Consider the following 12,484-nt stretch of genomic DNA (forward strand, 5'->3'; position numbering starts at 1 on the left):
GACCCGCAGGGAGCAGATTCGAAGTCGTCCACCAACCCACTCAGGAAGGGACGATCCATGACACACGAGCCGGATATCGAGCACCCGCAGCACCGCGCGGCCGCAGGCACATCCCTCGCGGCGGCCGTGTTACTGCTCACCGTGGGCGTAATCTCCATCCTGCAGGGCATTGCGGCGATCGTCGCCGATCAGCTCTACGTGGTCGGCTTCGAGTACATCTACCGATTCGACACCACCTCGTGGGGGTGGACACACACCGTGCTCGGCGTCCTGCTCTCGATCTGCGCGATCGGCTTGATGGCAGGCGCGACCTGGGCCCGAGTCTCGGCCATCATTGTCGCCGCGCTGTCGATCATCGGGAACTTCCTGTCGCTGCCCTACTATCCGGCGTGGTCGATCCTGATCATCGTGCTCGACGTCGTTGTCATCTGGGCCGTCGCCACCTGGCGGCCGGGCCGGGCATGACCGCCTCGGCCCGACCGCCCGGTCAGAGCAGACCGGTGCGGCGCGCGAGGACCAGGGTTTCCGCGCGGGACGTGGTGCCGAGCTTTGCGTATATCCCGCGCAGATGTGTCTTGACGGTATTGATCGACACGCCAAGGCTTTCCGCGATCTGCTGAGCGGTCCGTCCGGACGGCAGCTGGTCGAGCACGGTGCGTTCGGTGGCGGTGAGGCGCGGTTGCGCGTCGCCGCGCCGGACCGCCGGATGATGCCGGATCTCCTCGGCGTATCTGTTGTAGCGCCCGAAGGTCCCGACGTTGGCGTCGAGCAGCTCGATGATTCCGGCGATATCGAGGAACGGCCGCACGAGGTGATCGGGCTCGGAAACACGCAAGGCCGACTCGACCGCGGCCTTGGCGGGCAACGGATTTGCCAGCGCGGCCTGCGCCGAGGCGGTGAGCAACAGCGCGGTGAGCGTATGCACCGGGTGCGCGGAGTCGGCGTCGGCGAGGACCGGTTCCACCAGGCCGAGAACAGTTTTCGGGTGATCGGAGTGCGCGGCGACGATGGCGCGGGCGAGCGTGCTGCCTGCCTGTGCACCGAGAGCCTCGTCGGCCTGATCGATCAGTGGTCGCACGGTATGTGCGTCATTGACCTCGAGCAGGACGCGGACCACCTGCGGCAGGACCAGGCTCGCGACAGCGGGTAGCGCGCGAGCACGCTGGAGCAGTCGCATCATGCTCGCGCGCAACGACTCCGCGGCGGCGTACTTGTCCTCAGCGGATCCGAACGTCCGCAGCTGCGTGACGAGTCCGGCGCAGCCCGGCTGCCGCATCGGCAGAGCAGGGTCGGTGTCATGTCGGCCGACGAGGTAGCCGACATAGGACGAGACAGACTTTGCCGCAACGGCATCGGCGCAATCACCGAGATGGTGGGCGTCGGCGATCCGGACGGCCCGGTCGGCGATCTCGCGCGCCACCGAGATACCGCCGCGAATGCCGGCGGCGACCGCGAGGCGAGCAGTGGACCGGACGACCAAACGATGATTGCCGACGCACTTCGCCAGGGCGAGGGCACGCCGAAGCTGTTGCCGACCACCGCTGAGATCCCCGCGCGCCACCATCACCGCGGCTGCCTCGATCGCCACGTAGGAGTCGATATCGGCTTGTCCGGTGACCGGAAGTGGTTCGGGCAGCTTGATTTCGGTGAGCCCCGTGCCGCTGGCGATCGCCGTGGCCGCGGTGGCGGCCAGTGTCAGTGGCACGATCCAGCCTCTCGGCGCAATGGTTTCGGTGTTCGGCGTGCGTTCGCACACCAGGCCCAAGTGGGTCACCGCCGCGCTGACATCGTGTCGTTCGAGCGCGTCGATCGCCCGCAGCACCCACAGATACGGGTCGTCGGCCGGGAGTCTCGCGGCCCGCTCGAGCTGGTGGAACAGGCGCTCACCGGCGCCGTCGAGCACGATGCGCATCGCCATCTCGCGCAGGAAACGCAACAGCTCGAACGGTGTGCCCGCCAGCACGTGCGGCAGCGCCGCCATGGGCATGTTCATCGCCGCATACCAATCGGCCGTGCGGCGGTGCACCTCGAGATAGGTAGCGCCGTAGCGGGCCTCGGCGAGCAGATGAGTGCGCAACATCGGGTGATAGCTGAACCAAAGCTCGCCATCGTGTGCCGCATGGGTGAGCGGGAAATTGACCCGGAGCAGTCCGTCCAGAATCTGATGCGCGTCGAGGCCGGTGAGCTGTTCGGCGAGGGCCGCGGTGAAGGTTGCCGGAACGCTGGTGTCGACGACGAATCGTCGAACCTGCTCGGACAGCGTGTCCACGAATTCGGCGAGCAGAAAGTCGGCGACCGCGCGTGGTGTGCCCGCGAGCTCGGCCAGTGCGGTCTGCCGATCACGGCGGGTACGGAGCTGACGCGCCGCGATCCGCACGAGCGCGGGCCAGCCGTGCGTCAGATCCATGACGGTGCCGAGTTCGGCGTCGGTGAGCGGGCAGTTGTGTTCATCGCACAGCTGTTTCGCGCGAGCCTTGGTGAACGCCAGATCCATTGGGCCCAAGCATGATACGAGGCCGGGCAGCTCTACGGCGTGCCAGCGCAGCGGTGGTGCGAACCGCGCCGAGATCACCGCGGTGATCGACGAAGGCAGGTGTGCGAGAACGTATTCCAGATAGGCAAGGGCGGGCGGGTCGGTGATCAGATGCGCGTTGTCGATGACGAGCACGGCGGGATGCTGGACAACGGAGCACGGCAGCACGGTCCTCAGCGCAGCGGCCCCGGCATTTCGCCTGGTCACGGTCAGCCATCTGACATCCGTTTCGGGTTGCGACGGGCGCAAGTGGTTGCCGAGCCAATCGGCGATCAGCACGGTTTTCCCGCTGCCCGCCGGCGCCGAGATCAGCAATGCGTGCCCTTGCGCCGTGGCGATGGCGGCATCGAGCCGGTCGTACAGTTCGGGCCGCGCGATAGGCCTGAACGCGAAAGTCGGTATCGCAGTCTTGGACAGTTTCGATCCAGTCGTCATAGGCTTCCCTAGATTCGTGCGATCGGCACGCGTTTGCCCGATCGGCTCGCATAGTTTCCGGCACGACGCTTCCGGAATGCTTTCGAATGGAGCACGCTGTGTTTCCAGATCAGTTCCACGTTTCCGGCCATGATCGAACGGCATGGCCGGAAACCACGCCGCTTACTCCATGGGGAGCGGAACGAATGGCCCATAGTCCCGCACGTGGCCGTCCATCCATTCCCAGAGCGACGCGTCGTCGACGACGACACCATGCTGTCTGCGCAGTCGCCAGCCCGCGTCGGTCTTCTGCCAGATATCGCCGTCGCGATCCCGGTACAGTCCGGGCAGGCGGGGTTCCGGCGTGGCTGCGGCAGCCATCGAATCGACGTGCGACATGCAGTTCGTGCGGTATTCGGTGAGGACGGCGGCCAGCGGTCCCGATCCGAGCAGTGCCACAAGGAACGATGCACTACAGGTAGTCGTCCACGGGTGCACAGCGGGGATCGTCGGTCCGGATTCGATGGTCGACGGTATGGACATCGGATGCGCTCCTGCGAGTCGAAGAAATATGTGCCGACGATTATCCGCCGACATACTTCCATTTATCTTCCGAATATCTTCCATTCGACTTCCGATTCAATTCGATACCCTTTCGTAATTATCGAAGGTTGCGCAACGGGCGGGTCCCGCGAATACAGTAGCGGCATTCCTGAAGCTCGAATCCGGAGAATGCGTTCCGGCGTCATACGCCGTTGCCTGCCTGCCGGGAAATCGAATAGGAGGTGGTCGTGTGAACTGGCGACATCGGGCCGCATGCCGGGGTGCCGCGCCGGGAGTCTTTCACCCCGCCGTGCCACCGAAAGGCGACCCGAGGCAGGCGTTGGCGTACTGCCGTCGCTGCCCCGTTGTCATCAACTGCGCCGCGCACGCGCTACAGATAGCCCAGCAGCGTGGGATTGTCGCCGGCGTGTGGCTCGATGGCGACCGGGAAGGGGCCGCGGTATTGCGAAACATCGCGGCCGGACAAGCCCAACCGCGACGTTGCGTGAAGTGCTGGCGGACCATCCACTCGGCCCGGCCCGACCGTACCTGCGCGCTGTGCGGATTTGCCGAGATCCCGGTCTGAATGAGTGGATGCCGTTGTCCGCCAATAAGTTTGCTGGACATGTTCACGATCGGTCCGGTTTGTACATTCGGATACTTAACGGTAATTTACCGGTCGTTCTTCACGCTAAATGATGGTGTTGATTTCCCGACGGTCGGAGGGACGTCGTGTTATGACGGAGCCACAGGTTCAGGTGTTCGGTCCGCTACAGGTTTCGCTCGGCGGTCGGACCGCCCGCATCGGTGCCGGTCGGCAACGAGCGGTGCTCGGCCGATTGGTACTGGCCGGTGGACAGGTCATCGGCAGTGATCGCCTGGTCGAGGACGTCTGGGAGGGTGGCCCGCCGTCACACGCGCCTGCCGTGCTGCAGGTCCAGATCCACAATTTACGGCGCGTGCTCGAGCCTTCTCGAAGACCGAGAACCGCGGCGCGAATTCTGGTGTCCGAAGGCGGCGGATACGCGCTGCGATTGGCCGTCGGAAGTGTGGACGCGTGGCGGTTCGAGGCACAGATGCGACAGTATGAACAGCGGATGCATGATCCAGTCGATCGGCCGGGGGCGCTGGAGCGCTATCGTCTGCTCGACGAGGCGTTGAATTGTTGGCACGGCGCCGCATTCGAATCCTTTTCCAGCGCGTCATGGGCGGCTGCCGAGGTTTCCCGACTCACCGATATGCGGGTCACCGCGACCGAGATGCGCGCCGAAGCGGCACTGGAACTAGGCAGACTCGGTGAGGTCGTTGCCGTGCTACGGCAGCAGGTCGAAGAACACCCTGGGCGTGAAGAAAGTGTTCGATTGCTGGCCGCGGCACAATATCGACTCGGACAACAAGTAGAGGCGCTGGCTACCGTGCGCCGGGCCCGCGAGTTCTTGCGCTCGGACTTCGGCATCGATCCGGGACCGCGGCTGGCCGACCTCGAATCGGCGATCCTGAAACAAAGCGTCGAGCCCGATCACGTCGGCGATCGCACGACCACACCGCTCGGGATATCGGCACCACCGGCCCACCGCGACGAACCACGCCCGCGCACCCTGCCGATGAGTTCGGTCGACTCGAGCGCCGAGCCGACGTTCTACCCACAGCAGCGCTCCGCCCTGTATGCCACCGCGGCTGAAGCCTGTCATTCCGGGCTGAGGCTGACCTGGCTGGTCGGGGCGGCGGGCGCGGGCAAAACGACATTCACCACGTCGGTGGCCGCCAACCTCAGCGCCGACGGGTGGACCACCGCCATCGGCCGTTGCCCCGAGGTCGACGGCGCACCGCCCGCGTGGGCGTGGACCGAAATTCTCGCCGAACTCGGCGGCGCGCCTGCCTTCACGGAGCCAGCCTCCGGCCACGTCGATCCGTTCACGATCGTGCGGGCGGTGACGGGGCGATGCCGGGAACTCGTGGTGAACAGCCCTGTCGTCATCGTTTTGGAGGATGCGCACCGGGCGGACGACGCGACGCTCCAAGTGCTGCGACAGTTGGCGAACTGGCTGCAGCACGAGCCCGTTCTCGTCATCGTGACGGTGCGCGACCACGAGCTGTCGCCCGCGCTGCGTGCGGCGGAAGCGGCGCTGGCCGATCGGATGACCGAACGGGTCGAATTGGCAGGCCTCGACCTGGCGGGAACCCGCAAAGTCGCCCAGGATGCCGGTCTCGCGACGATCGACCGTGAAGCGCTCCAGACCTTGCACGAACGGACCGGCGGCAACCCCTTCTTCGTCAGGGAGGTGTCGAAACGGATAGCGGCGCGGGGGGATTCACGCGGGCTGCCCGAGAACATTCGCGCGGTGCTTATCGACCGGATCGAGCAGATGCCGGAGGGCATGCTGACCGTGCTGCAGTACATCGCGGTCTGGGGCAGGGAGATCGATTTCGACACTCTGGTCGCGCTTTCCGGCGTCGCCGAGGAGACGCTTGTCGATCTCATCGACTCTGCCACCGCGGCCGGGCTGGCCGGATTCGACCACCGGGAACGGATCGCCCTCGACCAGGCGCTGGTCCAGGACACGGTGTACAACAGCATTTCGCCGCTGCGATGCGGCCGAATGCACTGGAGCGCAATGGAATTCCTGGAGGCGCGGATCGACGAGCGCACCGCCGATCTCAGGGACGCCGAGCTACTGGCACATCACGCCGCCCGTGGGGCCACCAGGACAACGGCCGCACATGCGCTGCGGCACGTGGTCGCGGTGGCCCGCAGATATGAACGAGTCGGCATCCGCACGGGCGCGGTCGGTCTGTGGCATGCCGCCGTCGAATTGCATGAGCTCGCAGGGCATTCGGCGCGAACCGCAGACCCGGACGATCGGCTGGCGTTGTTCGAGACCCTCTGCGTGCTCGCGGACGCGTTGGCGTACGACGGCCAAGCCGCGCATGCACGAGTCGTTCGCAAGAGGGCCCTCGGGCTGGCCGAAGACCTGGATGACGAAACTCTGATAGTGCGGGCGCTCACCTGTCGGATGGCGCCGACCATCCGGGTCGCACCGGACTGGTGCGCGACCGACACGCACCTGATTCATGCACTGGAAGCCGCACTGGCGCGGACCGATTCGGTGGCGGAGCGGGCTGCACTGCTCGTCACCCTCGTCATCGAGACGGCGGAGGTGATCCCGCTGATGCGTGAGCGCGCGGAGGAAGCACTGACCCTGGCGCGCCGTACCGGTGATCCCGAGTTGGTCTGCGCCGCACTGAATGCCGTCGCGCATACGGTCGATGACGCTGCTGGCGCATCGAGTTGGCGGCCGATCGCCGACGAACTGCTCGGTGTCGCCCGTGCCGCCGGGCGGTGCGATTACCAGGCGCTGGCGCACTATCTGCGTTTTCTGGCGGCCTGCCGGGACATCGATCTTCGCGCGGCGAGCAGGCACGCGGCGGACGCGATCGACTGCGCCCCTTACGCCCGCGCAAGCCCACTGCCCGATGTCCTGTTGTCCTTTGCCGCAGTAGTCGAGGTGCTGCGCGGCGACCTGACCGAGGCCGAGCGCAAGTATCAGCGGTTCGTTGCCAGGATGGCCGAGGCCGATGTCGCGAACATGGACGCGATCCGGCTCGTCGGCGGTCTCACCGTGAGTTGGGCTCGCGGTGACATCTCCGACCTGCTTGACCGGTTGACGCCGCTGTACGCCGCCGACCCCGATCGAGTCGCGCAGCTGTATGTCGTCTGTCTGCTGCACGGCGGTGACGAAGCGCGGGCCAGGACGCTGTTCCATGAACACGCCCTGGTGCGACGCGACTTTCATTGGCCGCTGATGTCCGCCTTCCGCGCCACCGCCGCCGTCGCCCTCGGCGAGGTCCAAGCATGCCGGGAACTGTTCGAAGCCTTACTCCCCTACTCCGGCACGCTGATCGGATTCGACACCGGCGCAGCCTTCTTCGGCCCCTTCGACGCACTGCTCGCCGACCTCGCCGATCTCACCGGCAACGCCGACACCGCGAAAACCCTGCGCGCCCGCGCAGATACCGTGCTGCGCCGAATCCACGCCGTGCTCGAGTCCCTCGCTCCGCGCCCCACTCCCCTGCCTCGCCCCACCGGCGACGAACCTTCTCCCCAACTCGCAACCCGCTGAGCCCAGCGGTCCGAACGAGCGGACCGTGGGATGTCGGCTCATCCCGTTCTTCGCGCTGAGCCCGCTGCTCGCCGCCGTGCCACTCGGGATCGCCCAGCGTGCCGTCGACGAGCTCGGCCAGCTGGCCGCCACCAGAGTCCCACTCGGACAACGACAGTCGATCGCGCACGACCCGGTATTCCAGGACCAGCTCGGCACCGTTCTCGCGCGCCTCGGCGCACTTCGCGCCTACCTACTCGACAGCGCCGACACGCTCTGGCACAGCGCGCTCACCGGCGCCGTGCCACCCCAGGTCCAGGCCAGCACGTCGATGGTCGCCGCCGAAGCGATCGAAACCGCGCTCGCCGCAGTGCAATTCGCGCACCGAGCGGGCGGAACCAGCTCGATCCGAAACCCCAGCGTGCTGACCCGATGCCTCAACGACGTCCTCGCGGCGAGCAGGCACGCGGTCTTCCGGCCGACCGCCCGCCGAAACGCCGCGCGCGCCCTGCTCGGACTCCCCCTCGACTAACAGCGGTCACTTGACGCGCCCGATCCGCAGGTTCATCCAGTCGCCGAGCCACTGGACGGCGTTGCGGCCGGAGCCGTCGACGATCAGGTTTCCGTAGTTCATGTGTGCGCCGGACGCGACGAAGTTGGCGGCGCTGAGGCCGTCGCTGATGAGGTTGACCAGATTGATGGGGTTGATCGGCGCGATCTGGGTGAGTTGACCGGTCAGTGCCTTGAGGTCGAGATCATCGGCCTTCGCGATGGTGCGCGGACCGGTGCCCCGCTTGCCGAGCACCTCCGGCGCGGGCTGGCGGGCTTTGCCGGTCAGCATGTCGACCGCGGCCGCGGCCAAGTCCTGGCCGATCGGCAGCAGGCCGGTCAGCGCGGTACCGGCGCCGATCAGGTCGGGCACCTGTCCGGGCGGCGGGACCAGCTTCTCGAGCACCGACCATGCCACGTCCTGGATGCGGCCGACGATGTTCGCCAGCCGCGGGATGTCGACGGCGGACAGGATCGAGGTCACCATCGAGGTCACCGCGCTGAAGCCGAGCGAGTCGGGGATCACCGACAGCACCTGCGAGATCCATTTCAGGTCAACGTTTCCCGCCAGCTGCACCAAGGGGTGCAGCTGATTGTTCAGCTCACCCGCAATCTGATGAGCGCCTGCGGCGTCCATCGCGAGCACCTTCTGCGGGAGCAGCGCGAGGTTGGCCAGGATCCCGGGGAAGTCCACCGTGGTGACATCGGCGGCGACGTCGAGCGCCTGGTCGACCAGCACAGTGGGCTTGAGCAGTGCCAGGATGTTCCTGGCCGAGCCGAGGATGTCGGGCGAGGTCGCAGCCAACGGCGCGACCTGGTCGCTGATTTCGTGGGCCGAGCTGCGCAGCGAGCGAGCCTTCAGTGAATTCGACCGCAGTTTGCGGACCCCGTTGTTCAGCAGCTTGTCGGCGGTGTCCGCGATGGCGGTCACCGCCGATGCGGCCTCGGCGAGATCGGATTGCTCGGCCAGGGCCAGCACCTCGCCCGCGTTGTTCTCGGCGGTGCCCGCGGGGGCAGCGGTCAGCCGGGCGGTGGCGGCCGGGTTGGCCGCGCCGGAGTCGATCAGATCGGCGAGCGGGTTGATCGTGTTCAGCAGCGTGTGCGCGTTGGCACGGACCCGCGTCAGATCGATGGCGGCAGGCGCGGTGATGCTGGCGGTCAGATCGCCGACGGCCCCGGCCAGGCCTGGCAGGTCGGCCTTGGAGAAATCTGCGGTCAATGCCTCGGCCAGTGGAAAATTGGCCTCGGGCGTCGGTAGGGCACCGCCGCCGGTGAGCGCCTTGCTCAGGATAGAGCCCAGCGCACCGAGCAGGGGGTTGGCGCCCTTCTGGATCGAGCAGTAGAGGTCCTTGGGATCACAGATCGAGGTGACCCGGCCCGCGAGCAGGCCCATGCCTTGCGGTCGTGGATCGGCGATTCCGGTGCCCGCGGTGTCGGGGCCGACGACGGAGACGCCCGCGGTGCCCGCTCCCGGGTCGGCGAGCAGGCCGACGGCAAGGACCCGGTCGACGGGGATCGGCCCGCGACCGTTGCCGATGTCGGCGGCGATGTCGCCTGCGGCGTCGGCGCCCTGGCTGTAGCCGTTGATCGTGAATTTCGCGGCGGGGCAACGGGTGCCGTAATCGTGCAGCACGGTCCTCGCGTTGTTCAGCGCGGTGTTCTTGCTGTCGGCGTAGGTGAAGCCGTTGTCGAACGCGCGGGCCATGTAGGGGGTGAAGAAGATCTCCGACCTCGGCCCCTGCTCGCGCTGGATCGCCTCCGCGATCGGCGCGAGCATGCCGACCGGCCGCCGCGGATCGGCGTTCTCGTCGGTCTCCCAGGTGCCGGGGATGAACAGATTGAAGGTCCCCGCGCACGGGATCGGCTCCGCGTGCGCGATGGCGGGGGCAGCGACCTCAGACGACCCTACGGCTATACCGACGGTCACCATGGTGGTGACCACATAGCGTGCGGACGAACGCATCACTGACATCTGCACCTCACTACCGGACTCGGCCGGTTACTTATCGCCGCGCGGGCACGCGCATCACCGAGCCGTCCGCCTCGAAGCAAGTGGACTGCACTGGGCCCGGTACCGAGCGAAATAGCGTGCCGCACTTCGATGTACGGAATTCCTGCCAGAGCCGACTGCATCCAGGAGCGACGCATTCGGCTGGTCGATCAGGCACCAGGGTAAGTCAATTCGCGAATCACGAACTGGTTACGACGTCCTACTTAACTCCATTTAAGAAGCCCTATTCTCCGCATGAATGACGAAGGGCATCGAGAGGCAATAGAAAACGCGATCAGCCGCAGGCCCGAATAGACACATTGACCAATGGATTCGGCAGAGGGTTGTGATAGCTACCAAATACTCAGAGCCGCAGGAGGATTCCGCTCGTCGTGGCGGATGCGCACCGCCGCGACGCCGATGCTCAGTACCGCTGCAGGATCAGGTCGGTCTTCAGGACGTCGGTCGAGGCCAGCCAGCCGTGGGTCCGGAGCGTGTCGATCGCCTTGTCGCGCAAGGTCGTCGCGTCGTTCTTCTTGTCGGCCTTGAAGGACAGCTCGATGACCGTCTCGGTGCCCGAGCCCGAGGCGGCACGGATCGGCACCACCTCGATGTCGATGTCGGTGCCCTGCCAGGTGCCGGTCCAATCCTTGGCTTGCACCGGGCCGTGCTGCCTGGACGCCTTCAGCGTGTCCTTGCCCCAGTTCGCGGCGGACCAGTCCTTCAGCTTTCCGGGGAGGCGCGCGACGAGCAGCGCACGCGCGTCCGACTCGCTGGGCAGCGCGGTGCCCTGGTACCCCTTGGCCGATTCGGACTTCTTGGTGGCGAAGCTCAGCGTCATCTTGCTGTAGGTCCAGTCGACCTGTGCCTCGTAATCGGTGTCCGACGAATCGAATCCCTGCTTGTTGGCCTGGGTCAGCGCCGCGTCGAGAGCACCGTCGGCGACCGGGAATCGCTTCTTGTAGTTCAGATCGAAGTCGCTGCCCGCCTTGTGCCGCAACCGCACACTCCAGCCCGCGGCGTTCAGGTCGAGGCCCGCGGTGTCGAAATACTCGTAGGCCAGCTCTTTCGGGGTGCCGCCGAGACCGAAGGTCGATCGCACCTCCGGTGTCAGCGCACCCGTCGAATCCAGTGCCGTGGCACCGAGATTGAGCTTGATCTCGTAGCTCGGCACCGCATTGGACGCGGCGGACGCGTCCGGCGCCTGCGTGGTGCCGCAGGCCGTCACTGCCAGCGCCGCGAGCGCGGCGGCCAGCACGTTCCTGCGGCGCAGGCTCATTCGGCCGCCACGTCGACCCGGCGATCCCGGCCACGCAGCACCGGCCGCAGACGACGCGGCCTGCGCACCTCCGGCGCGTCCGCGGCGACGGACGGGTCTTGCACGCGGGTCTTGCCCGCCTCGATCCACAGGGTGGCATCGCGCAGGCCGTGCCTGGACAGCTCGGTGCCACGAACGGCGGCCGCGCAGCGGCGGGCCAGTTCCCTGCGGTCGGTGCCCGGCTGTTCGACCCGTTCGAGCACGACCTCGGCGACCATGCCGCGGGATCGCAGCACCCGGCGGGCCGAGGATGCGAAGGTGTCCTCGCCGACGAAACCGGGGACGGTGCACTGCGCGCCGTGCCGGTCGAGATAGCGCAAACGCACCGGCTGGACCGGGGTTTCGGTGTCGATCGCCGCCTGGAACAGCGCGGGCCGCATGGAACCGTAGGCACGGCCGCACCAGGTGGTGCCCTCGGGGAACACCGCGATCCGGTCGCCCGCCGCCAGCCGCGCGCCGACCTGCGCCACCACGCCGGGCAGCGCGCGCAACTTCTCCCGCTCAATCGGGATGACCCGCATCAGCGTGGCCAGCTTGCCGAGCACCGGCCAGTCCACCATGTCCGCGCGGGCGACGAAGCCGAGCGGCTGCACCGCGGCCAGCGCAACGATGTCGGTCCAGCCGATATGCCCGACCACCACCATGACGCCGGTGCCAGCAGGCCCATAAACGGCAGGAGCGGCGTTGCCCTCACCGACAACGCCGCTCTCATTCGTGGTGTCGACCCTGTGCTCACCCACCCCGCCGGCTCCGCCGGCTGCCGTCCCCCTGCGGTCGACGATGCGCAATTCCATTCCAAGACAACCCAACAACTTTCGCGCGTAGCCGCGCTGCAGCTGTTCCCGCTTGCCTTGCGGGGTAACAAGATTCACCACCGGAAAGCTGATGAGCAGCCCGGCGACGCCGAACAGCCTGCCGATCATCCTTCCGGTGCCGACCTCATCGATCGAGTCGATGCAGCCTGCCCCGCAGGGGCTCGACGGCATCCACGAGTGGGCGGTGGCCTGTGCGGGGGGTGCGTCGAAGACCATGTCCTC

Annotated in this window: 9 protein-coding genes; 4 read left to right on the plus strand and 5 right to left on the minus strand. The window is 66.9% G+C overall.

Annotation, left to right across the window (positions count from 1 at the left end):
• Positions 1 to 57 precede the first annotated feature (57 nt).
• Positions 58 to 465: a hypothetical protein gene (locus ACGFNJ_RS29460; RefSeq protein ID WP_393455141.1), complete on the plus strand. Its 408-nt coding sequence runs from the start codon at positions 58 to 60 to the stop codon at positions 463 to 465.
• 22 nt (positions 466 to 487) lie between these two features.
• Here ACGFNJ_RS29460 and ACGFNJ_RS29465 read toward each other — a convergent pair whose 3' ends face one another.
• Together ACGFNJ_RS29465 and ACGFNJ_RS29470 are read right to left on the minus strand one after the other, a co-directional pair.
• A complete protein-coding gene (locus ACGFNJ_RS29465; RefSeq protein WP_393455144.1) occupies positions 488 to 2,968 on the minus strand; it encodes a LuxR C-terminal-related transcriptional regulator in 2,481 nt (826 codons plus the stop codon).
• Between the two features lie 162 nt (positions 2,969 to 3,130).
• The gene (locus ACGFNJ_RS29470) at positions 3,131 to 3,490 is read right to left on the minus strand and encodes a hypothetical protein (protein WP_393455147.1); all 360 of its coding nucleotides are present in this window, start codon (positions 3,488 to 3,490) and stop codon (positions 3,131 to 3,133) included.
• A gap of 250 nt (positions 3,491 to 3,740) precedes the next feature.
• Between ACGFNJ_RS29470 and ACGFNJ_RS29475 the strand changes: the two genes are divergently transcribed.
• The 3 genes from ACGFNJ_RS29475 to ACGFNJ_RS29485 all read left to right on the plus strand — a co-directional run bounded on the left by ACGFNJ_RS29475 (position 3,741) and on the right by ACGFNJ_RS29485 (position 8,122).
• Positions 3,741 to 4,076: a WhiB family transcriptional regulator gene (locus ACGFNJ_RS29475; RefSeq protein WP_393455150.1), complete on the plus strand. Its 336-nt coding sequence runs from the start codon at positions 3,741 to 3,743 to the stop codon at positions 4,074 to 4,076.
• A 151-nt stretch (positions 4,077 to 4,227) separates the two neighbouring features.
• Positions 4,228 to 7,611, plus strand: a complete 3,384-nt coding sequence (locus ACGFNJ_RS29480; RefSeq protein WP_393455153.1) for a BTAD domain-containing putative transcriptional regulator — start codon at positions 4,228 to 4,230, stop codon at positions 7,609 to 7,611.
• Between the two features lie 25 nt (positions 7,612 to 7,636).
• The gene (locus ACGFNJ_RS29485) at positions 7,637 to 8,122 is read left to right on the plus strand and encodes an acyl-CoA dehydrogenase family protein (RefSeq protein ID WP_393455156.1); all 486 of its coding nucleotides are present in this window, start codon (positions 7,637 to 7,639) and stop codon (positions 8,120 to 8,122) included.
• 6 nt (positions 8,123 to 8,128) lie between these two features.
• Here ACGFNJ_RS29485 and ACGFNJ_RS29490 read toward each other — a convergent pair whose 3' ends face one another.
• From ACGFNJ_RS29490 to ACGFNJ_RS29500, 3 genes are all read right to left on the minus strand, one after another.
• The gene (locus ACGFNJ_RS29490) at positions 8,129 to 10,102 is read right to left on the minus strand and encodes a cutinase family protein (RefSeq protein WP_393455159.1); all 1,974 of its coding nucleotides are present in this window, start codon (positions 10,100 to 10,102) and stop codon (positions 8,129 to 8,131) included.
• Positions 10,103 to 10,553: 451 nt separating this feature from the next.
• Positions 10,554 to 11,408 (minus strand): hypothetical protein, encoded by an 855-nt coding sequence (locus ACGFNJ_RS29495; protein ID WP_393455162.1) that lies wholly within the window; start codon positions 11,406 to 11,408, stop codon positions 10,554 to 10,556.
• Positions 11,405 to 12,478, minus strand: a complete 1,074-nt coding sequence (locus tag ACGFNJ_RS29500) for a lysophospholipid acyltransferase family protein (protein ID WP_393455165.1) — start codon at positions 12,476 to 12,478, stop codon at positions 11,405 to 11,407. Before ACGFNJ_RS29500 ends, ACGFNJ_RS29495 begins: the two co-directional genes overlap by 4 nt.
• Positions 12,479 to 12,484: the final 6 nt, after the last annotated feature.

Source organism: Nocardia sp. NPDC049149 (assembly GCF_043197455.1).
Taxonomy (GTDB): Bacteria; Actinomycetota; Actinomycetes; order Mycobacteriales; family Mycobacteriaceae; genus Nocardia.